This window comes from Nitrospirota bacterium (assembly GCA_016214855.1).
Taxonomy (GTDB): Bacteria; Nitrospirota; Thermodesulfovibrionia; order Thermodesulfovibrionales; family UBA6898; genus UBA6898.
In genome coordinates this window covers 189964-213825 of record JACRMT010000002.1, presented here as the reverse complement: position 1 = coordinate 213825, position 23862 = coordinate 189964, and the positions used below count along the sequence as shown (strand labels likewise).

The 23862-nt window shown below is 50.2% G+C and carries 25 protein-coding genes, 1 tRNA gene and 1 other annotated feature; of the genes, 11 read left to right on the top strand and 15 right to left on the bottom strand.

What is annotated here, in order from left to right:
* Positions 1 to 13: 13 nt before the first annotated feature.
* Positions 14 to 113: a sequence feature (possible 16S ribosomal RNA but 16S or 23S rRNA prediction is too short), on the bottom strand.
* A gap of 213 nt (positions 114 to 326) precedes the next feature.
* Entirely contained in the window at positions 327 to 1481 is a 1155-nt protein-coding gene (tgt, locus tag HZB62_01135) for a tRNA guanosine(34) transglycosylase Tgt (GenBank protein ID MBI5073768.1), read from the top strand.
* A gap of 13 nt (positions 1482 to 1494) precedes the next feature.
* Here the strand turns inward: tgt and HZB62_01130 are convergent, their stop codons facing one another.
* Positions 1495 to 2166, bottom strand: a complete 672-nt coding sequence (locus tag HZB62_01130) for a PilZ domain-containing protein (protein MBI5073767.1) — start codon at positions 2164 to 2166, stop codon at positions 1495 to 1497.
* A gap of 82 nt (positions 2167 to 2248) precedes the next feature.
* On the opposite strand from HZB62_01130, the gene HZB62_01125 reads away from it, so the two are divergent.
* The gene (locus HZB62_01125; protein ID MBI5073766.1) at positions 2249 to 2563 is read left to right on the top strand and encodes a cupin domain-containing protein; all 315 of its coding nucleotides are present in this window, start codon (positions 2249 to 2251) and stop codon (positions 2561 to 2563) included.
* 23 nt (positions 2564 to 2586) lie between these two features.
* Entirely contained in the window at positions 2587 to 2775 is a 189-nt protein-coding gene (locus tag HZB62_01120) for a 4Fe-4S dicluster domain-containing protein (GenBank protein MBI5073765.1), read from the top strand.
* Between the two features lie 119 nt (positions 2776 to 2894).
* Here HZB62_01120 and HZB62_01115 read toward each other — a convergent pair whose 3' ends face one another.
* Positions 2895 to 3488, bottom strand: a complete 594-nt coding sequence (locus tag HZB62_01115; protein MBI5073764.1) for a class I SAM-dependent methyltransferase — start codon at positions 3486 to 3488, stop codon at positions 2895 to 2897.
* 57 nt (positions 3489 to 3545) lie between these two features.
* Positions 3546 to 4217 carry a response regulator gene (locus HZB62_01110; protein MBI5073763.1) on the bottom strand — a complete coding sequence of 224 codons (672 nt, stop codon included), beginning with the start codon at positions 4215 to 4217 and terminating at the stop codon, positions 3546 to 3548.
* Positions 4218 to 4385: 168 nt separating this feature from the next.
* On the opposite strand from HZB62_01110, the gene HZB62_01105 reads away from it, so the two are divergent.
* A complete protein-coding gene (locus tag HZB62_01105) occupies positions 4386 to 6545 on the top strand; it encodes an ATP-dependent RecD-like DNA helicase (GenBank protein MBI5073762.1) in 2160 nt (719 codons plus the stop codon).
* Positions 6546 to 6622: 77 nt separating this feature from the next.
* Positions 6623 to 7084, top strand: coding sequence for a YhcH/YjgK/YiaL family protein (locus HZB62_01100; GenBank protein ID MBI5073761.1), 462 nt, complete (start codon positions 6623 to 6625; stop codon positions 7082 to 7084).
* An 11-nt stretch (positions 7085 to 7095) separates the two neighbouring features.
* On the opposite strand, the gene HZB62_01095 is transcribed toward HZB62_01100, so the two are convergent.
* On the bottom strand, positions 7096 to 7656 hold the full coding sequence (locus HZB62_01095) for a hypothetical protein (protein ID MBI5073760.1): 561 nt from the start codon (positions 7654 to 7656) through the stop codon (positions 7096 to 7098).
* A 175-nt stretch (positions 7657 to 7831) separates the two neighbouring features.
* On the opposite strand from HZB62_01095, the gene HZB62_01090 reads away from it, so the two are divergent.
* Positions 7832 to 8110 carry a hypothetical protein gene (locus HZB62_01090; GenBank protein ID MBI5073759.1) on the top strand — a complete coding sequence of 93 codons (279 nt, stop codon included), beginning with the start codon at positions 7832 to 7834 and terminating at the stop codon, positions 8108 to 8110.
* Positions 8111 to 8186: 76 nt separating this feature from the next.
* Here the strand turns inward: HZB62_01090 and glnA are convergent, their stop codons facing one another.
* The 4 genes from glnA to HZB62_01070 form a co-directional block, all read right to left on the bottom strand.
* Positions 8187 to 9599, bottom strand: a complete 1413-nt coding sequence (glnA, locus tag HZB62_01085; protein ID MBI5073758.1) for a type I glutamate--ammonia ligase — start codon at positions 9597 to 9599, stop codon at positions 8187 to 8189.
* 97 nt (positions 9600 to 9696) lie between these two features.
* Positions 9697 to 10035: a P-II family nitrogen regulator gene (locus HZB62_01080; GenBank protein MBI5073757.1), complete on the bottom strand. Its 339-nt coding sequence runs from the start codon at positions 10033 to 10035 to the stop codon at positions 9697 to 9699.
* Positions 10036 to 10081: 46 nt separating this feature from the next.
* Complete coding sequence (locus tag HZB62_01075) at positions 10082 to 10759, bottom strand: type 1 glutamine amidotransferase (protein MBI5073756.1); 678 nt, start codon at positions 10757 to 10759, stop codon at positions 10082 to 10084.
* A 143-nt stretch (positions 10760 to 10902) separates the two neighbouring features.
* Positions 10903 to 12153: an Nramp family divalent metal transporter gene (locus HZB62_01070; GenBank protein MBI5073755.1), complete on the bottom strand. Its 1251-nt coding sequence runs from the start codon at positions 12151 to 12153 to the stop codon at positions 10903 to 10905.
* A 90-nt stretch (positions 12154 to 12243) separates the two neighbouring features.
* Here HZB62_01070 and nifA point away from each other — a divergent pair, with 90 nt between their 5' ends.
* From nifA to HZB62_01045, 5 genes are all read left to right on the top strand, one after another.
* The gene (gene nifA, locus HZB62_01065; protein ID MBI5073754.1) at positions 12244 to 13767 is read left to right on the top strand and encodes a nif-specific transcriptional activator NifA; all 1524 of its coding nucleotides are present in this window, start codon (positions 12244 to 12246) and stop codon (positions 13765 to 13767) included.
* A gap of 662 nt (positions 13768 to 14429) precedes the next feature.
* Entirely contained in the window at positions 14430 to 14969 is a 540-nt protein-coding gene (locus HZB62_01060; GenBank protein ID MBI5073753.1) for a class IV adenylate cyclase, read from the top strand.
* A gap of 72 nt (positions 14970 to 15041) precedes the next feature.
* The gene (locus HZB62_01055; GenBank protein ID MBI5073752.1) at positions 15042 to 15785 is read left to right on the top strand and encodes a tetratricopeptide repeat protein; all 744 of its coding nucleotides are present in this window, start codon (positions 15042 to 15044) and stop codon (positions 15783 to 15785) included.
* A gap of 73 nt (positions 15786 to 15858) precedes the next feature.
* A tRNA-Pro gene (locus HZB62_01050) sits at positions 15859 to 15936 on the top strand.
* 158 nt (positions 15937 to 16094) lie between these two features.
* Positions 16095 to 18077, top strand: coding sequence for a PAS domain S-box protein (locus HZB62_01045; GenBank protein MBI5073751.1), 1983 nt, complete (start codon positions 16095 to 16097; stop codon positions 18075 to 18077).
* A 39-nt stretch (positions 18078 to 18116) separates the two neighbouring features.
* Here HZB62_01045 and nusB read toward each other — a convergent pair whose 3' ends face one another.
* The 7 genes from nusB to lepA all read right to left on the bottom strand — a co-directional run bounded on the left by nusB (position 18117) and on the right by lepA (position 23860).
* Positions 18117 to 18530 (bottom strand): transcription antitermination factor NusB, encoded by a 414-nt coding sequence (gene nusB / locus HZB62_01040; protein ID MBI5073750.1) that lies wholly within the window; start codon positions 18528 to 18530, stop codon positions 18117 to 18119.
* Positions 18531 to 18657: 127 nt separating this feature from the next.
* Positions 18658 to 19119: a 6,7-dimethyl-8-ribityllumazine synthase gene (locus tag HZB62_01035; GenBank protein ID MBI5073749.1), complete on the bottom strand. Its 462-nt coding sequence runs from the start codon at positions 19117 to 19119 to the stop codon at positions 18658 to 18660.
* Positions 19120 to 19137: 18 nt separating this feature from the next.
* Entirely contained in the window at positions 19138 to 20352 is a 1215-nt protein-coding gene (locus HZB62_01030) for a bifunctional 3,4-dihydroxy-2-butanone-4-phosphate synthase/GTP cyclohydrolase II (protein MBI5073748.1), read from the bottom strand.
* A gap of 42 nt (positions 20353 to 20394) precedes the next feature.
* Positions 20395 to 21030, bottom strand: coding sequence for a riboflavin synthase (locus HZB62_01025; GenBank protein MBI5073747.1), 636 nt, complete (start codon positions 21028 to 21030; stop codon positions 20395 to 20397).
* Positions 21031 to 21378 (bottom strand): hypothetical protein, encoded by a 348-nt coding sequence (locus tag HZB62_01020; GenBank protein ID MBI5073746.1) that lies wholly within the window; start codon positions 21376 to 21378, stop codon positions 21031 to 21033. It lies immediately after the preceding gene.
* Positions 21375 to 22076 carry a signal peptidase I gene (gene lepB / locus HZB62_01015; protein ID MBI5073745.1) on the bottom strand — a complete coding sequence of 234 codons (702 nt, stop codon included), beginning with the start codon at positions 22074 to 22076 and terminating at the stop codon, positions 21375 to 21377. Before lepB ends, HZB62_01020 begins: the two co-directional genes overlap by 4 nt.
* Positions 22073 to 23860 carry an elongation factor 4 gene (gene lepA / locus HZB62_01010; protein ID MBI5073744.1) on the bottom strand — a complete coding sequence of 596 codons (1788 nt, stop codon included), beginning with the start codon at positions 23858 to 23860 and terminating at the stop codon, positions 22073 to 22075. Before lepA ends, lepB begins: the two co-directional genes overlap by 4 nt.
* Positions 23861 to 23862 lie beyond the last annotated feature (2 nt).

Here is a 23862-nt window from a genome sequence, read left to right as displayed (position 1 = left end):
GGCTGATAGCTAATAGCTGACTGCTGAGTGCTGCTTGTTAACTCCGTTCGACTTGCATGTGTTAGGCACGCCGCCAGCGTTCGTTCTGAGCCAGGATCAAACTCTCATTTGATACTGGTTTCTCTTAAACTCATTTTTCAATCAACGGTACGCTACGCACCTTTTTCAGTTCTCAAAGAGCGAGTGAGTATCTTAGACAAATCATTTTAATTTTGTCAAGAGACCTGATGAGGAAATCTTAAAAGCAGTTCTTCGCTATCGTTGTTACTGCGTTTCCCGTATAATACGTGCCTATTAAAACAGATTACCGGGAGAAAAGTAAAGGCATGGAATTCAGGATCATTGCAAAGGACGGAGAAAGGCGCAGAGCTGAGGTCAGAACAGCAAGAGGGGTCATCAATACACCCTCATTTATGCCTGTCGGCACGCTCGGCACAGTAAAAGCAATGTCTTCTGATGAACTGAAGGACATAGGCGCTGAGATCATTCTCGGGAATACCTATCACCTCTATCTGAGGCCAGGCCTTGATGTAATTTCCACTCTGGGAGGCCTGCACAGGTTTATGAACTGGGACCGCCCTATCCTCACGGACAGCGGAGGCTTTCAGGTCTTCAGCCTCGCATCATTCAGGAAAATTGAAGAGCATGGAGTACAGTTCAGATCGCATCTGGACGGATCTCTCCATTTCATCGGCCCCGCTGAGGCGATGAAGATCCAGGGAGTGCTCGGCTCTGACATTGCCATGGCCTTTGACGAATGCATCCCCTATCCGGCAACGCATGACTATGCAGCAAAGTCGGTCGAGGTTACCACCAGATGGGCACAGGAATGCAAGGAAGCACATAAAGCAATATGGACAGAAAATCCCCCCATCCCCCCTTTGACAAAGGGGAGCGAGGGGGGATTTGGTCAGGCCCTTTTCGGCATCATACAGGGCGGCATGTATAAAGATCTGAGAAGAAAAAGTACTGAAGATATGATCAATATAGGATTTGACGGGTATGCAGTCGGCGGGGTCAGTGTCGGGGAACCCAAAGAAGAGATGCATGAGATCATTCATTTCAATGCCCCCCTGCTCCCGCAAGACAAACCTCGTTACCTTATGGGAATAGGCGACTTTGTTGACATGCTTGCAGCAGTCGATGCCGGCTTTGACATGTTCGACTGCATAATGCCTACGCGGAATGCCAGGAACGGAACGCTTTTTACCAGCAGGGGCAGGATTAGCATTAAGCGCCAGGAGTTCAAATTCGATCAAGGCCCCCTTGACCCGGACTGCAGCTGCTACACCTGCAGGAACTATTCAAAGGCATATCTTCGGCATCTGTTCCTTGCGCGGGAGATCCTCTCGATGCGGCTGAACACGCTTCACAATCTCTACTTTTACCAGGACTTTTTCAGGAAAATGCGGACCTCGATTGAAGCAGGCACGTTCGACCAGTTCAAAACAATATGGAACAATATCTTCTGTCGCGAATAAAGGACAGGCAGAACTAATCTTTCTTGCCCGCAATAAACCTTCGCAGTTCCTCGGCCTCCTGCTTCTGCATATCCACGAAGCGGATGCCGTACAGAAATCTGTCTGCCGATGTCGTGGGCACCTTTCTTGCCACCTCTCCCTGCAGCAAGAGCCTGATCTTTGTTCCGGGATTCACGAAGGATGTCTTGATACCCTGTCCGATCGAAAAATCAGCCCTGCTTTCAAATCCCATACCTGTTTCACTGAAATCCATCGATATGCCGGAGTACTGAAGATTGCTGGCAGAGGCCACGATCGTAATAATGATCTGGCAGATCCTGCGTTGCGAAATATTAAGACACGCTGCAATTGCGGAGAGGAATTTCTCTTTATCTACAGGCAGCGGAAACTCAGCCTCGCCTTCAATTACAGCCGCGGTCTTCCGTTTCATCGAAAGACTTATGGGTAAAACAGCTACTCTCGGAACTTTCCCATAACTGCTATTCAATGAAAGCATGCGGACATCTTTCCTATAACCCTCCTCTTCCCTTTGGGCAAGAAGAATTACCATATCAGGCATTTTGCCGGAACCAAGCGCGTCCTCAACTGAATTAAACACCCTGCAGTCAGCATTCATAGCTTCAAATAAGGTCTTCACAGTCTTGAGCCCGTTCGGGGTCGTCTCTATGAGGTGAAAATATTTCATTTGCTGAGTATATGTTCCCGTATGATATGAGTCATAGCCTTCCGGCAGATCCTGTGCAATAATACCAGAAAAGGAGGCTACCATGGAAATACTTGATCTCAAAAAACTCATTACGTTCTATCCTGACAAGATCGGCAGGGAAATGCTTTCCGACAAACCGGAAATGAGGGTTGCGCTCATGTGCCTGGAGTCAGGGCAGGAACTAAAACCGCACAAGGCTCCAATGAGGCTGCTTATGTATTGCGTTGAAGGCAAAGGAACGTTTATTATAGGAGAAGAAGAAGTTGAGGCCGACGAAAAGACCTGCCTTCTCTGTGATCCTATGGTGCAACACGGATTTAGGGCTGACAAGAACAGCAAACTTGTAGTTATGGCAGTGGTAACACCTGTCGATTAATACACTATTATGAGGAGGTTGCAATGTATTTAGTCAATGTCAACATGGATTGCTGCACCGGCTGTGGAGAATGTGTGAACATCTGTCCGGTTCAGGTTTACCAGATGGGTTCCAACGGCAAGACTGATCCCTTTCAGGCAGGAGAGTGCGTTGGCTGCATGAGCTGCGTTGAAGTCTGTCCTGACAAGTGCATCGAAATCAAAGAAATGTAATTTGTTCAACATGAGGGGGGGCATCCCCCCCTCAGATTTCCCGGGCCGTTATTCTTCTTTTATGCAAAATCCGGTATTCAGGTCCCATGCCGCACTGTCCACCCCTTGAGTCACCGAGATCATTCCCCCTGCTGCGGATCCTTATAGATGAACAGCGTAAAATCGTAGAACATTCTATCATGCCTCAGGGCAACATAAGGAGAAAGGGTCTTAACCGCAAAACTGAAAAGTTCCTCTGGTGACGTATAATGAAGTTCAAAGTCCTTGCGTGGATTCAGCGCTGATAAAGCATTAAAGGCGAGGCCCAGACGGCAATGCCTGAAGAGACTTGCTAGTGTCTTCGCAATGATCTCATCAAGCCCTGATATTTTCAGATTAAAGACACCGCAGAGAAAAATGTAGTCAAAATCTTCATCGAGAGAGTCCTTGCCTATATCAAAAACCCTGAATTTCCCAAGAGCGTACTTTTTCTGCGCAAGGGAAATGAGGTTTTCGTTAATGTCGTAGCCGGTATAATCGACATGAATACCGCAGTCCGTGAAAAACTGAAGAAGATCTCCCTTGCCGCAGCCGAAATCAAGGATCTTCCTGCCGCTAATCTGTCCGATATCGAGAAGACTTTGAAAGTGCAGCCGCTGTCCTTTAGCGTTCCATTTGACCGCTTCAGGCCTGTCCCCGTGGAGCTGAAGATTCTTGTCAAAGAATGAGATCATATATTCTTTTGAAAGCTCGTCCATACAAATTGCCAGATCAACAAACAAGGGTAACTATCATCTGCAGCTGAAGCCCGTCAGGTAAAGTCCTTCATCCGTCATCTTCGACCAACGGACATGTCCTGTTGAGCAGGAATTTGGCAGTGATGCAACAATCCTGATACGCTGTTCCCTGAGAAAGTCATGGTTCGTCTTCAGGCAAAATCCGGATGGGCTGAAGTCCACCGCAATACCGGTCATCGTCTGTTCCGATGCATTCACCTGGTAGTGAATAGCCATGGTTAAGCGCGTTCGCTTTTCTTTTCTCCTGATCCCGACAGGCAGAGAAAGATCAATGCGTCTTTCGCAATCATCAAGCCAGAGAGAAAGCTCAGATAAGCGAAATGGTTTGCTGAGATATGAGCAACCAAGCTGTTCTAAAGCCTTCTGGGACTCGTCGTCAAGGCACGCAGAGATCAGTGCCTTATTCCTGTTAGATAGTCTGCATCCACACTCCATCTGCTTCTTAAGGAGTTCAATACCGGTCATGTTCGGCATATTGAAGTCAGTAATTAGCACATCGGCGCAGGGATAATCACTGGCACAGACGGTCGAGTTGTTCTCAAAAATCGGGCAGACCACAGGCTCACTGAAGGACATGACCTCATATCCCCTTCTACTCAGAACAGCATCAAGCAGCTCAATTACAGAAGGTTCATCGTCGAAAATGATGGCCCTGCGTCTTCTCATAATGTTACCCCCCAATCAGACCGAACTTGCCTTTAGTTTCAATTAACAGACAATCTTCTAATTTAGACATGCTATACAAATTGCCGGCAAGAATCAAGTCATGTTGCCATGTGGAATATTTTGATTATCGACTTTTATGTTACATCGTATTTTTATGTAGAATAGACCATGCAGATCGAACTTCAGGGCCAGCTTGAGCGCATCACCTTCCATAGCGAAGAAAACCACTTCACCATCGCAAAGATAAAGGTCAAAGGCCAAAAGGACCTGGTCACGATCGTCGGCAGCCTCTTTTCTGTCTCTCCGGGCGAGGTCGTCAAGGTCACAGGCACATGGGACCGGCATCCGAAGTTCGGGGAGCAGTTCAAGTTCACCTCCTGCGAGGTCGTTGCCCCTGCAACCCTGCACGGCATTGAAAAATACTTAGGTTCAGGCCTGATCAAAGGCGTAGGGCCGGTCATGGCGAAACGGCTGATCGAAAAGTTCGGCATTGAAACGCTCGACATTATCGAGCACCAGCCGCAGAGGCTGAGAGAGGTCGAAGGCATAGGAGAAAAGAAGCTTGCTATGATCAGGGCAGCATGGCAGGAGCAGAGAGAGGTCCGCGATGTGATGCTCTTTCTCCAGAGCCATGATGTGAGTTCAGCATATGCATCAAAGATATACCGCCAGTACGGCAAGACCTCCATAGCAATCGTAAAGGAGAACCCTTACCGGCTTGCTACCGATATCTTTGGCATCGGCTTCAGGACGGCAGATATCATTGCGACAAAGCTGGGCATTCCGAAAGACTCGCCCATGCGCGCAGAGGCAGGCATCCTGTATGTACTCCAGCAGTTTGCGCTGAACGGTCATGTCTATTATCCTCATGACGGTCTTGTAGAAGAATGCCGTGAGATCCTGGACATCAACACGGAGATCATTAAACAGGCGCTCGCTTCCATTGCCGCAGAGAAAAGGATCGTCATCGAAGACGGGGCAGTGTATCTTGCGGAGTTCCATGTTGCTGAAAAAGGCATAGCCGCAAATCTCCTGGAACTGAACCGGACGCAGCGCAGGCTTTTCATGGCAGACCGGGACATGGCGATAGAGACCGTGCAGAAGAACCTGAATATCACGCTTGCCGAGAACCAGGCAAAGGCTATCAGCGAATCCCTTGATGCCAAGGTGATGGTGATCACCGGCGGGCCTGGCACAGGAAAGACGACGATCATCAAGGCGATCATCACATTGCATGCGCTCTCTGGCATGAGCATTCTCCTTGCAGCCCCGACCGGAAGGGCAGCCAAGAGGATGGCAGAGGCGACCGGTCATGAGGCAAAGACCATTCACCGGTTGCTTGAGTACAGCCCGAAGAACGAGGGCGGGTTCAAGAGGACCGAACAGAACCCGCTTAGTGCTGATCTGATCGTGATCGATGAGACCTCCATGGTCGACACTGTGCTGATGTATCATTTGCTGAAGGCAGTGCCGAAGGAGGCGACTCTCATCCTTGTGGGCGATATTGACCAGCTGCCGTCTGTCGGCGCGGGCAATGTACTGCGGGATATCATTGATTCAAGACAGGTGCCCTGCATCAGACTGAACCAGATCTTCAGACAGGCGCAGAAGAGTCTTATCATCGTGAACGCCCATCAGATCAATAGAGGCGACATGCCGATCACCCAGGCTGACCAGGACGCAGATCAGGACTTCTATTTCATACAGATGGAGGAGCCTGAAAAGGTGCTCGAAAAGATCCTCGAACTTTGTTCCAAAAAGGTCCCTGAGAAGTTCGGTTTTGATGCGGTCAACGACATACAGGTGCTCACGCCAATGCATCGGGGCGTTGTAGGCGCATCGAACCTGAATGCAGAGCTTCAGAAGCATCTCAATAATTCGACCGACGAGCTTCACCGCGGCGGAAGGGTCTTCAAGGTCAGGGACAAGGTGATGCAGATCCGGAACAACTATGACAAGGATGTGTTTAACGGCGATATCGGCAGGATCGCATCCATAAACAGAGAGGACCAGGAGGTCATGGTCAATTATGAGGGAAAGGCAGTGGCATATGACTTCTCTGAACTTGACGAACTCATCCTTGCATACGCCATCTCTGTGCACAAATCACAGGGCAGCGAATATCCTGTGGTGATCATGCCGGTCCTGACCCAGCACTACATGCTGCTCCAGAGGAACCTTCTCTATACTGCGGTAACCCGCGGCAAAAAACTCGTTATCCTGATCGGCACAAAAAAGGCAGTCGGCATCGCGATCAGGAACAACAGACCCTCAGAGAGATATACGAAGCTGAAAGAACGGCTGATGGAAAGGAAGAGGGGAGGATAGGAACATAGTTCCCTATCTGACTGATCTGCGGCCGGGCCTGCTGGGCATATTAATTTCAAGACAGGAGAAAATTCTTAATGATCCATGATTCTCTGATTAACTTAGGCATGTATCTTTCCCTCCATCCTCACTTTGCAGACGTTCTCGCTTTTCTGAAAAAACATGAAAACAACCTGTCTGATCTGATTCCAGGATCATATGGCATCAACAACAACGGCGCCTATGCTTCAGTCAGTGAGTATGAATCAAAGCCTGTGAGCGAGGGATTTCTAGAGTATCACAGGAAGTTCATAGATATCCAGATCATGATAGAAGGCAGGGAAAAGATCGGCATAGCCAGAAAGGAAAGGTGTAGAGATCAGGGATATGAGGAAGAAAAAGATATGGGAAAACTGGAAGGAAACTCAGATTTTATAACAATGGACAGAACCTGTTTTGCCATATTCTTTCCGCAGGATGCTCATATGCCGCAGATCTCCTGTTCTGATCAGCGGAAAAAAGTGAAAAAGGTGGTTTTCAAGGTCCCGGTATTGGATTAAAACATGCTAATTCAAGGTTTCACCTGGAATACAAAGTCATCTGCATGCATTGCGTTTCCCGTGCAACCGTACGCCTGACCTCCTGAATACTGGTCTCCCGATGACATCATCCAGGTCAGAACGCCATCCCCCTCTTTTGGCGTTGTCCATTCTATCACCCATCGCTGCCCCGCCTGCACGGAGACCTCATGCAACAGTTGAAAGGTCACGTCCAACAGCTTGCCTGTTGCAACAGGCCCAGCCACAATGGCGCTGGTTTCAGAGATGACTTTCCCCTGGGGACTCCCCTGCCGCAGCTTTACCGTGGTTGTGAATCCTTTCGTTGGAAACCGCCCCCCAGCCCTAAGCTGCAATACAATTGCTGATATACGTGGCTGCGAAGCGAGAAAGCTCTGGTACAGGCTGCCACCTCCAACGCCGCACCCCATGCTTGTACCCGTGACAACAGTATTCTGGGCCTTGCCTGATGGGTGAGTGGTAGCGCATCCGCAGAGCAATGCGACAATACAAAGAAATGCAGGGACTATTTCTTTCTGCCGGTTAAGGGATGTCGTCAATTTATATTCATTCATAAAATCCTCCGGATTATCACATGCGTCTTTTTCGTGATTATAGGTGCTAATGAGGGCATCGTCAAGGAAAAGATACCATAGCAACATCTTGGCTCTCTGTTCAGGCGTCCATCCCGGCCTCTGTTGTGGTAAATTACCAAATAAGGCCTGATGTTCTTAAATAAGGAGATATGTGATGATGCGGATATTGATTGTTGCCCTGCTGGTTATCGGTATTCCTGCGTATTCTGCAATGGCTGCTCAGACAGAAAAACCGGCAATGACTCAGGAGCAATGCCGAAATGGATCTGAATATATGATCAGCATGGGAGAGAGGGCGATACAAGATGCCAGAAATAACGAAGAGCGTCAGCGCAGGACCCAACTGGTAACCGACTGGAAGACCCGACTGAGCAGGGGAGAAGACCCCTGTGCCATATATCTGGACATCTTCAAGGCCGCCACGTCATTCTGAACCGTCTAAAACAAAAAAGAAGAGGGAAGGCAGCAATGCCTTCCCTCTTCTCGTTGGACTGTCTTCTGTATACGGCTTAGATGTCGTAGTACAGGAAAAACTCGTAGGGGTGAGGGCGAAGCCTGAGAGCATCCACTTCATTTTTCCTCTTGTAAGCGATCCAGGTATCGATAGCATCCTGGGTAAAGACATTGCCCTTAAGAAGGTATTCGTGATCTGCTTCAAGCGCATCGAGCGCCTCGTCAAGGCTGCCCGGCATGGTCGGCACTGACGCCAGCTCTTCCGGTCCAAGATCGTAGATGTCCTTATCAAGCGGCTCCCCTGGGTGGATCTTGTTCTCGATGCCGTCAAGGCCTGCCATCATCATTGCAGAGAATGCAAGGTATGTGTTGCAGGACGGATCAGGGAATCTGACCTCGACCCTCTTGGCCTTCGGGTTTGCAGAGTAGGTAGGTATTCTTATCGATGCTGAACGGTTTCTTGCAGAGTATGCAAGGTTGACCGGGGCTTCGAAGCCGGGGGTGAGTCTCTTGTATGAATTTGTGGTCGGATTGGTCAGTGCTGCAAGCGAATGTGCATGCTTCAGCACGCCGCCGATGTAATAAAGCGCCATCTCGCTCAGGCCTGCGTAACCGTTGCCTGCGAAGAGGGGCTTGCCCTTCTTCCAGATCGACTGATGACAGTGCATGCCTGAACCGTTGTCTCCGAAGAGCGGCTTCGGCATGAAAGTTGCCGTCTTGTTGTGCCTGCGTGCTACGTTCTTGATGATATATTTGAAGAGCATGTTTTTGTCAGCCATCTTCACGAGTGAGTCAAAGCGCATGTCGATCTCTGCCTGACCTGCGGTTGCAACCTCATGATGCTCACGCTCTACATAGATGCCGACCTTCTGCATCTCCATGCACATCTCTGTCCTGATATTCACCTGGCTGTCTGTCGGCGGGACCGGGAAGTAGCCCTCCTTGTGCCTTGGCTTGTACCCGAGGTTCGGACCCTCGTCGCGGCCTGAGTTCCAGATGCCTTCCATTGACTCGATGAAATAATATCCGCTGTGTGCGTTCTGATCGAACTGGATGCCGTCGAAGATGAAGAACTCTGCCTCAGGACCGAAATAGCAGGTGTCGCCAATGCCGGTCGACTTGAGGTATGCCTCTGCCTTCTGGGCTATGTAACGGGGGTCTCTGGTATACTGCTCCTTGGTGATTGGGTCAACGATATTGCAGATAAGGCTGATGGTCGGGTATTCCATGAACGGATCCATGAATGCGGTCTCTGCATCAGGAACGATCAGCATATCCGAGGTGTTGATAGCCTGCCATCCCCTGATGGATGAACCGTCAAAACCGAGGCCCTCTTCGAATACTTCTTCCTTCAGCTCTGCAATGGGCACTGCGAAGTGCTGCCATATTCCGGGAAAATCAAGAAACTTGAAGTTCGCCATTACTGCCTTGTTTTCCTGCGCTAACTTGATTACGTCTTTTGCTGTCATTGCTCCTCCTTGAAATAAAAATTAGGTTAAGGCTGAGGTTTAGGTTAGGCAAAAAATATCTTCATTCTTGGCCTTGACCTTAACCTTGACCTGGTGTTCACACTGCCGTTTCACCCTGCTCTCCTGTCCTGATCCTGATCACCTCTTCTACAGCAGAGACAAATATCTTGCCGTCGCCGATCTTGCCGGTCTTGGCCACCTTCTCTATGGTCTCAACCACCTTGACTGCAAGGCTGTCTGACGTCACGATCTCGAGCTTGATCTTGGGGATGAAATCAACGATGTACTCAGCCCCGCGATACAGCTCTGTGTGACCCTTCTGCCTGCCAAATCCTTTTACTTCGGTCACGGTCATGCCCTGAATGCCAATCTCGTTCAGGGCGTCCTTCACCTCATCCAGCTTGAAGGGTTTAATGATCGCCTCTATCTTCTTCATATCTCACCTCCTTAGTAGCTTGTAAGCTTGCAAGCCGTTCCGCTTGTCAGCCCGCAAGAAAAAATACCTTATAGAAATTCTGCGCCCGTGCAGCATAGCCAGCATAATATGCCGCAGTCTCCTGCTCGATCTTCTTCATATCAACAGGCTCATGTTTCAGCCAGTCAAATATCATCTGCTTTGACACCTCGATATGGAACTGAAATGCATAGGCACTATTGCCATACCTGAATGCCTGGTTCGGGTAAAGACCTGACATTGCAAGCCGCTCTGCCCCTTGCGGGATATCAAAGGTCTCTCCATGCCACTGAAAGACCTTGCAGTTCCTGCCATCTGTCGCAAGGTGTGCCATCCGCGGATCTGTCGATCCAGCATCCCTGAGTTCGATATCATACCAGCCGATCTCCTTCTCCGGCCCCGGATAGACCTTTGCACCGAGCGCCTTTGCCATAAGCTGCGCACCAAGGCAGATGCCGAATACTCTCTTGCCTGCCTTCATGAACTGCTCGGCAAGCTTCATTTCATCGGTCAGATAGGGATACTTGTCCTCGTCGTTCACGCTCATCGGCCCGCCGAGCATGATCAGGGTATCAAACCCGTCTCCGGAATCGACAGCATGCCGCGCGATATCCACGACAGTATAGTGCATATTGTTCTGCACAAGAAAATCCTCTATAGTGCCCGGCCCCTCAGTCGCAAAATTCTTCAGTATCAGGATCGACATACCATTATTCTTAAGGCAATATGCCTGCCATAGCATGTTTTGTTTTAAAACAACATGTTACAGCTTATCGCCGCACAATGATTGCCTGATTTTAAGGCAGGCATGCTCAAAAAAAAGGCATGGAATATGCGATGAAACCGCTGCTACAGCATCTGAATCAGGAGCATGATATTCAGGAGAGAAACGATCGCTGCCGACAGCCACAGCACGATCTTGTCGGGGCCGGAGTTCGAGAACTTGCCCATCACGTCCCGGGACGAAGTCAGGGAGATCAGAGAGAAGATGGTCCATGGAAGCTGCAGGCTTAAAGCGATCTGGCTCCAGATGATGCCCTGAAAAGGATCTTTCAGAAAAAAAACTATAGTAAGCGCGCCGGCGAAGGTGATGATAATACCGATGCGAGAATGGGAATCTGCCATATCAAAGGGCTCCCGGAATATACCGGCAAAGATGCTGCCGCCTGCCATGGCCGCGGTGATGGATGAAGAGAAGCCTGCCATCAGCAGAGCCAGCGCAAAGACCGCTCCGGCTGCATTGCCCAGAAGCGGCCTGAGTGTTGCCTCGGCCTGGGGCAGATCCGTAACCACAGTGCTGTTCGCATGAAAGACCGCTGCAGCCACCAGTATGATGGCACTGTTGATGGCCCAGCCCACAAGCATGGCAGCAAGGGTATCTATAAACTCATACTTGAGCTGCTTCTTGATCACGTCTTCGCCCTCAATGTTCCATTGTCTGGACTGAATGATCTCTGAGTGAAGAAAAATGTTATGCGGCATCACAACCGCACCCAGCACGCTCATGATCACCGGCAGTGAGCCAGCAGGCAGCGCAGGAACGACCCAGCCCTTTGCAGCGTCGGCCCAGTGTACCGGCACCAGGCTCAGTTCGAAGATAAAGGCAAGACCGATCAGAGAGACAAAACCGATGATCCATACCTCAAGCTTCTTGTAACTGTTCGTGATCAGCATGATGCAGGCCAGTACCGCTGTGATCGTTGCGCCGACCGTAAGCGGCAGTCCGAGGAGCATGTTCAGGCCGATAGCGGCGCCAAGGATCTCGGCAAGGGCGGTCGAAACTGAGGCAAGCATGGCGCTGAAGAGGAATATCCTGCTCACAGGCTTCGGAAAATGTTTTGTCGCCGACTCGGAAAGACAGAGGCCGGTGGCGATGCCGAGATGCGCTGCGTTGTGCTGAAGCAGAATGAGCATAACGGTCGAGAGCGTAACCATCCAGAGCAGAGAATACCCGTATTGCGAGCCTGCTGCCACATTGGATGCCCAGTTGCCGGGATCGATAAACCCGACGGTCACCAGAAATCCAGGGCCTATATATTTGAGGATCTCCAATGCCCCGAGTTTTGGGCTGTGTTTGCCGAATATGGTCTTCAGGCTCATAATGATTATTCTACCGCCTTTACGTGCGGAGTGTGCAGCGGTTCCTTAAATAGTGTATTATTTCTTAAACGGACTTTGCAGAATACCGACATGAAAAACGACAAGACCCTTGAACTGACAGCACTCTACGAGATCAGCAAACTTCTCGGTTCATCGCTCAATCTGAAGCAGAACCTCAGGGGCGTCATGCGCGTCCTTTCCGAATATCTTGATATGAAGCGCGGCACCGTATCGCTCAGAAATAACAACGAGGTCTCGATCCTTTCTGCGCACGGCATGTCAGAAGAGGAGATCAAACGCGGCAGGTACAAGCTTGGTGAAGGCATCATCGGCCGCGTTGCAAAGCTGGGATCTCCCATCGTTATCCCGAACATCGGCGACGAACCGCTTTTCCTGAACAAGACAGGCGCCCGTCAGATGATCAGGAAAGAGAATATCGCCTTCCTCTGCGTTCCGATCAAGTTCAAGAACGAGGTCCTCGGCGTGCTGAGCGTTGACAGGCTCTTCGGCGCAAAAGGCGTTTCCTTTGAAGAAGACCTGAGGCTCCTGAAGATCATTGCCTCGCTCGTGGCACAATCCGTCAAGCTCCATCTGGAAGTGGAGCGCGAGCGCGAGGCCATGCAGGAAGAGAAAGAGCGGCTTAAGCAGCAGCTCAAGTCACGATATAATGTTGAGAATATCATAGGCCAGTCAGACAGCATGCAGGAGGTCTTTGAAGCGGTCCACCGGGTCGCGCCCTCTAAAGCGAACGTGCTGCTGCGCGGTGAGAGCGGCACCGGCAAGGAACTCGTTGCCAAAGCGATCCATTTTATGAGCCCGCGCGCCAAAGGCCCATTCATCAAGTTCAACTGTGCATCCATCCCCGAGGGGCTGCTTGAATCAGAGCTTTTCGGCCATGAGAAGGGATCGTTCACCGGCGCTGCGGCACTGCGCAAAGGAAGGTTCGAGCTTGCTGACAGCGGCACGATCTTCCTTGATGAGATCGGCGATCTGCCTCTGACGCTCCAGCCCAAGATCCTGCGGGTGCTTCAGGAAAAAGAGTTTGAGCGAGTCGGCGGAGAAAAGACGATCAAGGTCGATGTCCGTCTCGTTGCGGCAACGAGCAGGAACCTCGAAGACCTGGTACGGGACGGCACATTCCGGGAAGACCTGTACTATCGCCTGAACGTCGTGCCTGTTTTCCTGCCTGCGCTTCGCCAGCGGAGAGAGGACATCCCTCTGCTTCAGGAATACTTCCTCAAAAAATACAACAAAGAAAATAATAAGTCCGTGCAGGTCAGCCCGGAGGTCCTGAACATTTTTATGAATTATGACTGGCCTGGCAATGTGCGGGAACTTGAGAATACGATCGAGCGGCTTGTTGTCATGTGCGGAGGCAAAGCAGCGACGAAAACTGACCTTCCGATCAATATCCGGGACCATTCCTTCAAGGCAACGTTTGCGGCAGAGATGAAGGATGCCCTGCCCTCTGCCATTGAGAATATCGAAAAGACAAGGCTCCTCGAAGTTCTCACACGCACCGGCTGGAACCAGGCAAAGGCCGCCCGCATCCTCGGCATCACTTCGCGTCAGATCGGGTACAAAGTAAAGAAATACGATCTTAAACAGTCGTGACGCTCCCCTGTCTCCTGCCGCCTCATTATCATAACCTGTCCTGAGAAAGCCGTTGATCCCGTATATTGATTACTGCTTATGCACCGGCTGCCCGGCCTGCTGAACTATATCCCCTGTCTTCGAGATGAAAGATGAAAAAGCGTGGTTCATAAATTTCGAAAAGTTCAAGGATGCAGAAGCCGGAGCGTCATGTATTCCTGCCCTTTCGCGCTATTGTCATCGAATAGTAAGAACCTGCCTGATAAACAGAAATAGATATTGACGAACAGTAAAAAGAGCGCTAAGATGAGGTCAGGGATAAGAACCAGGAAACTCTGAATCGGAGGTTGAGCGGTCGGTGAGTTAAACACGGGAGAAGATTCCGCTGTTAACGTCAAGGACGGCTCCCCCGCGGATCATGAATCAGCCTCTGGTTCGGAGCTTAATAAGTATTCTGGAGCCATAGAAGGGCTTTGGGACACTCTCAGGATGTAAGGGCTTTTGCAAAACATCAGCGGAGCAGAGGCTGTCCAAAGAAAGAAGCCCGGATATGGCTCTTTTTATGTGATTCTTCGGCATCCTCTGGCCATTTCCTAACGCTCCTTCTCCTTTTCATCTATAAAACATTATAATTATGGACTGATGAGGCAGGTGAAGAGCTGAGAGATCAGGATAGGCGGGACATGATAGAAATAGAAGTCAAAATTCTTGAAATTAATAAAGAGTCCATAGAAAAGAAGCTTATTGCTCTCGGGGCAAAGAAGATCTTTGACGACGATATTCATGCCATATATTATGATCTTCCGGATAATGAGCTGAAAAAGACCGGGAAGGCACTCAGATTGAGAAAAGAAGGAGCAAAAGTCAATCTTGCGCTTAAGATGCATAGGGAAAACGCATGGGCAAAAGAGCAGGCAGAGCACGAAGTTGAGGTCTGCGGATTTGGCGAGATGAAAATGCTTCTTGAAGGCCTCGGATACGCTCCGTGGCTCGTTATGCAGAAGCACAGAACGAGCTATGAACTCGTCGATGGCACGCACGTTGAGCTCGACCGTTATTGCGGTCCGCACGGCTACATCCCGGAATTCCTCGAAATTGAGGGCAGAGACATAGAAACCATCTGCCGCTGCGCTGAAGCTCTGGGCTTTAGCAGACATGAATGCAGGCCCTGGGATGTCACTGAACTTATTCAATATTATGAGCCCAAGAGAACACCTTCGTAAAAACAGCTGGCTCCTCCCGGCAGGCACTTTCTTCTTTACTTGCCCGCTGACATCTGATAGGGTAACGGAATCATGACTATTGCACGGCAAACAGAGCCGATGAAGCTGATCGCGCATATTTTCATTCTCTTTTTTCTCATGCTCACCGTTTCCTGCGCTACATTTTCTACTGATAGTGCCATACAGAATTCTGCCGCACGCTACAAAATAGGAGTCGGCTATTATGGTGAGGGCAAGATTCAACAGGCATTTGTAGAGTTCCAGCATGCCTACGAGCTGAACCCCCGAAACAAGGAAGCGATCTATGCCATAGGCATAATCTATCTGCTCGACTTTGACGAAAACGAAATGGCCATCGATTTCTTTCAGAGGGCGGTGAAGATAGACCCTGACTATTCAGACGCATATAATAATCTGGGGTTTGCATACGCAAAAGTTGGCAAGTTTGATGCGGCGATTCCCTTTTATAAAAAGGCCGTATCAAACCTGTTCTATGCCACACCTGAAAAGGCATTTGTCAATATGGGAAAAGCCTATTATCGACTGGGCAGATACGACGAAGCTGCTACGGCCTATAAGGAGGCAATTAAACGGTCTCCTAATTTTGATCTCCCCTATCTGGGTCTCGCGCTTTGTAATAATGCTACAGGCAAATACGGCGATGCTTCAGCCGCTCTTTCACGTGCCATAGTCCTGAATCCTCAATATAAGGGAAACGCCAAAATAGCCGCCGAAGATTTTTTGATACGAAAACTCGGAGCTTCAAATTCCGACCAGAAAGACTTCTCTGACTACCTTGAAATACTGAAATATTGATCTTTATTGTTGATGCCCGAACAAGCTGCTGCTTATTGACATTTTATTGAGCTCTCCTGTATTTTAAATAGTTCGGGGCGTAGCGCAGCCTGGCTAGCGCACCTGCCTTGGGAGCAGGGGGTCGGAGGTTCGAATCCTCTCGCCCCGACCAGCATTATCCCGGTGCCGGCCAATGCACAACCGTGTCCCAGCCTGCGTCAAAACCTTCTGCCGGAAGCGTTCTCTTCATTGCAAAGTAGACATGCCAAGTGGTAAGCTTACATCCATTATGAAGGCTATAGCACAATTCCTTTTTCCCGGTGATTGCCGGTGAGCAGCAGCGAGAAAAAACAGCCGCAACCGGCGGATGACATACCTGCGCTCCGGCGCCGGGTAGCTGAACTTGAGGCAGCCCTGCTGACCGATGAGCGCGTCCATACTTCCATGCAGAATGCAGAGGAAGAAAAAAACAGAATAGAGGCCATTCTCAATGCTATCGGTGATCCTGTCAGTGTCCAGGATACCTCCTTCAGAGTTCTCTATCAAAATGAAGCGCACAAAAAATTGGTGGGAGCCCACCCAGGAGAGCTTTGCTATCAGGCATACGTAAATCGCGACACCACATGTGACAAATGTCCCGTCGCTCTGTCATTCATGGATGGGAATACCCATACGGCTGAGAAACCGGGAGCGCCGGAAAAAGGGATCTTGAGTGTCGAGATAACAGCATCTGCACTCAAAGATGCTCAAGGCAGGATAATTGCCGGCATCGAAGTTGTTCGGGATCTTACCTCTCGCAGAAAGACGGAAGAAGCACTGCATCATGCGGAAGAGAAATTTCGGAGCCTCGTTGAACATTCCCTCGTGGGCATCTACATCTTTCAGAATGGGATATTCCCCTATGTCAATCCGAAGGCAGCAGATGTATTTGGATACACCCAGGAAGAGATTGCGTCTTTGCCCCTGTCAGGTTTGATCGTTGAGGAAGACCTCGGCACTGCAGAGCGAAATATTCAGAGCCTTCTTTCAGGAGAAGCGTCCATATCCCACGCTTTTCTCAGAGGCAAGCGGAAAGACGGCACGATAATAGAGCTTGAGACTGAAGGAACAAAAACAGAGATCGACGGCAAACCAGCTATTATCGGCACATTACTGGATGTCACAGAGCGCAGAAGAATGGAAGAAGAAATACGGAAGAGCCAAAAACTTGAGTCCCTGAGTGCTTTTGCCGGCGGTATTGCCCATGAATACAACAACATCCTGACTGCCATAATCGGCAATCTTGCGCTGGCGAAAATGTATGCCAAGCCGGGGTTTGAAGTGTATGATGTTCTGCTCGAGGCAGAAAAGGCTTCGCTGCGTGCAAAAGATCTGACATCTCAACTCCTCTCTTTTGCAACAGGAGGCATTCAGGTCAGGAAGGTCGTATCCATTCAGGAACTGCTGAGGGACCTTGTCAGGCTTTCAGCAGACGCGAGGAATATCTCCTGCGAACTCGCGCTTCCCGACGGCCTGTGGACCATTGAAGTCGATGAAGGTCAGGTGAGCCAGGCAGTTGATACGCTGCTGAGATATGCTCAGCAGGTGACGCCCCAGGACGGCAGAATAACAATATCTGCTGAGAACACGATCATAGGTCATTCATCGGCACTTCCGCTCAGGGAGGGCAGATACGTTATGATCGCAATAGAAGATCAGGGGCGCGGTATCCCTGAAGCAGAACTGCAGACTCTTTTTGATCCCTTCAGTGCGGCAGACAAAGAGGGAAGCGGCCTGGAATTTGCGAGTGCCTTTGCCATAGTCCAGAAACACCATGGTCATATTACCGCTGAGTCCCACTTTGGGGCAGGAACAACGTTCCGCCTGTTTCTGCCCGCCATGCAGGAAAAACCACAGGCTGCCGCCGAAGCATTCACGGTCCATCCGCTCCGAAAGGGAAAGATCCTGGTGATGGACGATGAGGAGATCGTTCGTGTTGTGGTTGAGAGACTTCTCCTACAGTGCGGATTCGAGGCAGAGCTGACAACGGACGGAGTCGAGATGCTGAGACACTATCGGAAAGCCAAAGAAGCCGGCATGCCGTTTGAAGCTGTGATCCTTGACCTGGTCATACAAAACGGCATGGGTGGCCAGGAAGCCATGAAGAACCTGCTCGAGTATGATCCCGAGGTGAGGGTAATAGTCTCAAGCGGCTATTCCAACGACCCCATCATGGCTAATTTCAGGGACTATGGCTTCAGCGGTTTTCTGCCCAAACCCTACAAACTTGATGAACTGAAACGCGCAATAAAAGACATAACCTCTTATAAATAAGAGCAGGGTCCCTGATCTAAACGCTCCGGCTTTCTCTTGCTATGATTTCTTTCTGCTCTCTCGGGCTATCTTGTCCAGGAGGCCGTTGATGAATGAGGCTGCTTCTGAGGAAGAGAATTTTTTTGCTATTTCAAGCGACTCATTGATCGTCACCTTGGGGGGGATGTCATTCCGGTACAGGAGTTCGAAGACCGCAAAGCGCATAATGTTTCTGTCGACCGAGGCCATGCGGTCCATCTTCCAGTGTTCTGCAGCCTGCCGGATCCTTTCGTCTATTTCGTCAAGGTGCTCAAGGGTGCCGCTGACGAGCTCTTCCGAAAATTGTTTGATATCCTTGTGTTCCTTCTTTGCCGGATCAAGGTCTTCCACTGCCCTGAAATCAGACCGGTGTCCGGTAAATTCATATTGAAAGAGCATCTGAAGGGCAAATTCCCTGGCCTTGCGACGATTCATAAGGAAGCTGTAAGCTCACAGCATTCAGCTATCAGCATGGAAAATAAAATGCAGAAAACAAGATCTGTTTATTCATCAAAAATAATCTCACTAATAGTTCATTTGCTTAAAGCTGAGTGCTGACAGCTTAGAGCTTTTTGAACACCTGCGCCATTTCAATAGCAGTGACAGCAGCATCGAATCCCTTGTTGCCGCTCTTGGTGCCTGCCCGTTCAACTGCCTGCTCAATGGTATCTGTGGTGAGTACGCCAAAGGCGATCGGCACACCCGTATCGAGCGAGGCTGATGCAACACCCTTGGAGACCTCTGCCGCAACATAGTCAAAGTGAGGCGTTGCACCCCTGATGACCGTGCCAAGACATATCACGGCGTCGTAAGAGCCCTTCGCTGCAACTTTCTTGGCTGCAAGAGGTATCTCAAAAGCTCCCGGAACTTTTACGACATCAATATCTTCGTCCCTTGCACCATGCCTCAGAAGGGCGTCCACTGCGCCATCAAGGAGCTTGCCGGTGATAAAATCATTGAACCTGCTCACGATAATCGCAAACTTCAGTCCCTTTGCCTGTAACTCACCCTGGATAACTTTCATGGTTTCCTCCTGTTGCCTTTATACATTACTCAGCATATGGCCAAGCTTTTTCTTCTTTGTCTTGAGATAAACGAGATTCCGCTCGTGCGGATTAATTTCCATCGGCACCCGCTCGACAACCTTAAGACCATATCCTTCAAGGCCGACGATCTTCTTCGGGTTATTCGTCATAAGCCGCATCTTGCGCACGCCAAGATCAACGAGGATCTGCGCGCCGATGCCGTAATCCCTCAGGTCCGGCTTGAACCCAAGTTTGAGGTTCGCCTCAACCGTATCGAGTCCCTTGTCCTGAAGCTCATAAGCCCTGAGCTTGTTCACAAGCCCGATACCGCGGCCTTCCTGCCGCATATAGAGGATCACGCCCTGGCCTTCCTTGCTGATGATCTTCATTGCCTTATGCAGCTGCTCTCCGCAGTCGCACCTCTTTGACCCGAAAACATCGCCGGTCAGACACTCAGAGTGTACTCTTACAAGGACTGCATCATTTTTGCTGATCTCACCCTTCACCAGCGCAAGATGAACATTTGCATCAACATCATTCGCATAGGCAATGACCGTGAAATCTCCGTAATCTGTCGGAAGAACGGTTGTTGTTTCGCGCCGGACAAATCTCTCGATCCTTGTCCGGTACTTGATCAGGTCCTTTATAGTCACGATCTTCATGTGATGATGCTTCGCGAACTCCATCAACTCAGGGACCCGCGACATGGTCCCGTCCTCATTCATAATCTCGCAGATCACACCGGAAGGGTTCAGTCCTGCAAGACGGGCAAGGTCAACAGAACCCTCGGTCTGACCCGCACGCTGCAGTACGCCACCGCGCTTTGCTCTCAGCGGGAAGATATGTCCCGGCCGGGCAAGATCCTCATGCGTTGATTTCGGGTTGATCGCAGCCAGGATCGTCACTGCCCGGTCTGCTGCAGATATTCCGGTTGTTACGCCCTTCTTCGCCTCAATCGAAACCGTAAATGCAGTGCCGAAGGAAGAGGTATTTGCCTCGGACATCATCGGCAGCTTCAGTTCCTCAACCCTTTCACCGGTCAGTGAAAGACAGATAAGCCCCCTGCCGTGTTTTGCCATAAAATTGATTGCTGCAGGCGTGACCTTTTCTGCTGCCATGCAGAGGTCGCCTTCGTTCTCCCGGTCCTCGTCATCGACAAGGATGACCATCTTCCCTTTTACAATGTCTTCGAGAGCTTCGTCTATGGTATTGAATTTATGTTTCTGCTGCATCTTGGCTCCTTTAATTCCGGCGTATGTCTTCGAATTCTGTTTCTACACAAATCCTGAAGTTTTGAGGGTCTGCATGAGGTCTGCATCCTTGCCCTTATTCAGATATTTTGCGACATATTTGCCCAGGATATCGACCTCAACATTCACCCGGTCACCGGGTCCCTTGAACCCGAGAGTGGTCAGTTGCGCCGTGTGGGGAATGATCACAAGCGAAAATCCGTCCCGCATCACATTCACGACCGTCAGACTGATGCCGTCAACCGCGACCGAACCTTTCTCCACAAGATATTCTGCTATCCAGGGCTCCGTCTCGATGACGATCTTGAACACTTCACCTTCAAGGCTCTTTGAACGAATTCTGCCGGGGCCGTCAATATGGCCGGTCACAAAATGACCGCCGAGCCTGTCGTTCAAACGCAGTGCAGGTTCAAGATTGACCCTGTCCCTGACCTTGAGATCTCCGAGATTCGAAGATCTCAGTGTCTCATCAGAGATATCAAAAGCCAGAGTTTTTCCCCGAACCTCGACGACCGTAAGGCAGGTGCCGTTTATGGCTATGCTGTCGCCAAGCCTTGCTTCCTTGCTGAGGGCCTCTGCCTCAAGAAAAAGCCTTGCACCCTTACCCCTTCTCTCAAGTGAAACAATATCTCCCAATGCAGCAACAAGACCGGTGAACAATCAATACTCCTCATACAGCTCAAAATCGAACGTCTTCTGATAATAACCCCAGAAGTCCACGGTATCCTTCCATGTCGCTTTCACCTTCACGACCTTGTTATCGATGGTCACCGAAAGATCAGACTCGTTCAGCTTGATCCCCAGTTCGTTCGCGTCCTTCATAACATTTTCCCGGATCTTGGCTACCTCTCCGATCTCCGTCTTCAGATAATCCCGCGTATGTGCGCCAAGTGTGTAAGAGCGGTAATAGGGTTTGCCGAGAAGGATCAGTGCCGCTATAATGGCGACAAGGAGAAGAAAGCCGAACAACGTCTTGATAAATCCCTTTTCGCCCGGATCGCGCATCATTTTACGAGCCTCCCGATTCTATTAAGATGGTTCCATTTCTTTGACGTATCCCAGGACCAGTAAATGATGACCGCCTTGCCCTTGATCTGCTTCAGGTCGACCGGACCCCAGAATCTGCTGTCATAGCTCTGATCGCGGTTGTCTCCCATGGCAAATACTTTTCCCTGGGGGACGGTAAGAGGCCCAAAGTTGTCCCTCTTGTCCATGCTTCTCGGCCTGATCATATCATCCTTGCGGACAGCAAAGGGTTCGCTGACCTGCTGGCCGTTCACATAAAGAACCTTATCCCTGGCTTCTACTACATCGCCGCCAACCGCTACGGCCCTCTTTATGAAGTCCCTTTTCGGATCCTCGGGATACTTGAAAACAATGATATCATTCCTCTGCGGTTTATAAAAACCGGGCATCCAGAAGAGGTTGATATCGGTAAAAGGGATATCAATAGGCGTACCGTAAACAATTTTATTTACGAGTATATGATCGCCGATCTGGAGTGTTTCGAGCATCGAGCCGGAGGGGATCTTAAAGGCCTGGACCGCAAACGTTCTGACCACGATGGCTATCAGAAGTGCTATCAGGATCGCTTCGATATTCTCACGGATTACCGACTTTTCCTTCTTCCCCCTATGCCCGCGCTCCGGCCTCAGGGATGCGTCTTCTGTCACTGCCGTGCCCTCATGTATTCTTCCTTCGCTCATTTCACTTTCAGGATCGCAAGAAAGGCCTCTTGCGGCAGCTCCACCCGTCCCACCTGCTTCATCCTTTTCTTGCCCTCCTTCTGTTTTTCGAGCAGCTTGCGCTTCCGCGAGATGTCGCCGCCATAACACTTGGCAATAACGTCTTTCCTCATTGCCTTGACCGTCTCGCGCGCTATGATCTTGCTGCCTATTGCTGCCTGGATCGCAACCTCATACATCTGCCTCGGGATGCTCTCCCGCAGCTTTTCCGCAAGCTGACGCCCCTTATAATAAGCCTTGTCCTTGTGAACTATCAAGGAAAGGGCGTCCACGATCTCGCCGTTCAACATAACATTGAGCTTTACCAGATCCGATTCCTTGTATCCCAGAAACTCATAGTCCATGGAAGCATATCCCTTGGAAAAAGATTTGAGCTTGTCATAAAAGTCCCAGAGAATCTCGTTCAAAGGCAGTTCATATTCGACCTTGATCCTGTCCTTGCCGACAAAATGAAAACCCTTCTGCGCACCTCTTTTCTCCTGGCAGAGATCGAGAATCGGGCCGATAAATTCCTTTGGAACAAAGATGGTCGTAAGCACGTAAGGCTCTTCAATTTTTTCGTATTGATCAGGAAGCGAAGCAGGGTTTTCGATGAATATGACGCTTCCATCTGACAACGTGACCCTGCATACAACAGTCGGCGCAGTGCTCAGGAGAGAAAGGCCGAACTCGCGCTCAAGCCTCTCCTGGATGATCTCCATATGAAGCAGCCCGAGAAATCCGCACCTGAAGCCGAAGCCAAGGGCAAGCGATGTCTCCGGCTCAAAGCTGAATGATGAATCATTGAGCCTGAGCTTGCTCAGCGCATCTCTGAGGTTCTCATACTGATGCGTTTCGGTCGGGTAAAAGCCGCAGAAGACCATCGGCTTTATGTCCTTGTACCCGGGACAGGGCTCGGTCACCGGCTTATTCGCATCCGTGATCGTGTCGCCGATCCTTGTGTCAGCCACGTTCTTTATGCTTGCGATGATGTATCCGACCTCTCCTGCCGTAAGCTCTTCAACAGAGGTCATTTTAGGGCTGAATATGCCGACCTGCAGGACATCAAACGTAGTTTCTGTAGCCATCAGAAGGATCTTCTTGCCTGCCTTTACCTTTCCGTCAAAAAGCCTCACCAGCATTATGACTCCCTGGTAATTGTCGAACCACGAATCGAATATAAGCGCCTTCAGAGGTTTATCCTCGTCGCCAGGCGGCGCGGGCACCTTCTTCACGATCGCTTCGAGTATCTCCTTGGTCCCGATGCCCTCTTTTGCGCTTGCAAGGATCGCATCAGAGCTGTCTATGCCCAGGGCATCTTCGATCTGCTCCTTCACCCTTTCGGGATCAGCGCTCGGAAGGTCGATCTTGTTTATGACCGGGATCATCTCAAGGTTATTGTCAACAGCAAGGTATGCATTGGCAAGCGTCTGGGCCTCAACACCCTGGCTTGCGTCAACGATAAGCAGTGCCCCTTCGCAGGACGCGAGGCTTCTTGAGACCTCATACGAAAAATCAACATGACCGGGCGTGTCGATAAGATTAAGGATATATTCCTTGCCGTCATCGGCCTGATAGTTAAGCCTGACCGCATGGGCCTTGATCGTGATGCCCCGCTCCCGCTCGAGGTCCATCGAATCCAGCACCTGCGCCTGCATCTCGCGCTTGGAAAGTGCGCCGGTAAACTCGAGCAGCCTGTCGGCAAGCGTGGATTTGCCATGGTCAATATGGGCGATGATAGAAAAATTGCGGATATTCTTAGACATCT

Excerpts from the sequence above, each read along its gene's own strand:
- HZB62_01035 (MBI5073749.1), bottom strand. The coding sequence starts at position 19,119 with ATGAAAGTTATCCAGGGTGAGTTACAGGCAAAGGGACTGAAGTTTGCG.
- HZB62_01055 (MBI5073752.1), top strand. The coding sequence starts at position 15,042 with ATGACTATTGCACGGCAAACAGAGCCGATGAAGCTGATCGCGCATATT.
- nifA (MBI5073754.1), top strand. The coding sequence starts at position 12,244 with ATGAAAAACGACAAGACCCTTGAACTGACAGCACTCTACGAGATCAGC.
- HZB62_01070 (MBI5073755.1), bottom strand. The coding sequence starts at position 12,153 with ATGAGCCTGAAGACCATATTCGGCAAACACAGCCCAAAACTCGGGGCA.
- nusB (MBI5073750.1), bottom strand. The coding sequence starts at position 18,530 with ATGAATCGTCGCAAGGCCAGGGAATTTGCCCTTCAGATGCTCTTTCAA.
- HZB62_01090 (MBI5073759.1), top strand. The coding sequence starts at position 7,832 with ATGATGCGGATATTGATTGTTGCCCTGCTGGTTATCGGTATTCCTGCG.
- lepB (MBI5073745.1), bottom strand. The coding sequence starts at position 22,076 with ATGAGCGAAGGAAGAATACATGAGGGCACGGCAGTGACAGAAGACGCA.
- HZB62_01110 (MBI5073763.1), bottom strand. The coding sequence starts at position 4,217 with ATGAGAAGACGCAGGGCCATCATTTTCGACGATGAACCTTCTGTAATT.
- HZB62_01075 (MBI5073756.1), bottom strand. The coding sequence starts at position 10,759 with ATGTCGATCCTGATACTGAAGAATTTTGCGACTGAGGGGCCGGGCACT.
- HZB62_01105 (MBI5073762.1), top strand. The coding sequence starts at position 4,386 with ATGCAGATCGAACTTCAGGGCCAGCTTGAGCGCATCACCTTCCATAGC.
- HZB62_01060 (MBI5073753.1), top strand. The coding sequence starts at position 14,430 with ATGATAGAAATAGAAGTCAAAATTCTTGAAATTAATAAAGAGTCCATA.
- HZB62_01120 (MBI5073765.1), top strand. The coding sequence starts at position 2,587 with ATGTATTTAGTCAATGTCAACATGGATTGCTGCACCGGCTGTGGAGAA.
- HZB62_01095 (MBI5073760.1), bottom strand. The coding sequence starts at position 7,656 with ATGAATGAATATAAATTGACGACATCCCTTAACCGGCAGAAAGAAATA.
- glnA (MBI5073758.1), bottom strand. The coding sequence starts at position 9,599 with ATGACAGCAAAAGACGTAATCAAGTTAGCGCAGGAAAACAAGGCAGTA.
- HZB62_01020 (MBI5073746.1), bottom strand. The coding sequence starts at position 21,378 with ATGATGCGCGATCCGGGCGAAAAGGGATTTATCAAGACGTTGTTCGGC.
- HZB62_01130 (MBI5073767.1), bottom strand. The coding sequence starts at position 2,166 with ATGAAATATTTTCACCTCATAGAGACGACCCCGAACGGGCTCAAGACT.
- HZB62_01030 (MBI5073748.1), bottom strand. The coding sequence starts at position 20,352 with ATGCAGCAGAAACATAAATTCAATACCATAGACGAAGCTCTCGAAGAC.
- HZB62_01080 (MBI5073757.1), bottom strand. The coding sequence starts at position 10,035 with ATGAAGAAGATAGAGGCGATCATTAAACCCTTCAAGCTGGATGAGGTG.
- HZB62_01115 (MBI5073764.1), bottom strand. The coding sequence starts at position 3,488 with ATGATCTCATTCTTTGACAAGAATCTTCAGCTCCACGGGGACAGGCCT.
- HZB62_01100 (MBI5073761.1), top strand. The coding sequence starts at position 6,623 with ATGATCCATGATTCTCTGATTAACTTAGGCATGTATCTTTCCCTCCAT.
- lepA (MBI5073744.1), bottom strand. The coding sequence starts at position 23,860 with ATGTCTAAGAATATCCGCAATTTTTCTATCATCGCCCATATTGACCAT.
- HZB62_01125 (MBI5073766.1), top strand. The coding sequence starts at position 2,249 with ATGGAAATACTTGATCTCAAAAAACTCATTACGTTCTATCCTGACAAG.
- tgt (MBI5073768.1), top strand. The coding sequence starts at position 327 with ATGGAATTCAGGATCATTGCAAAGGACGGAGAAAGGCGCAGAGCTGAG.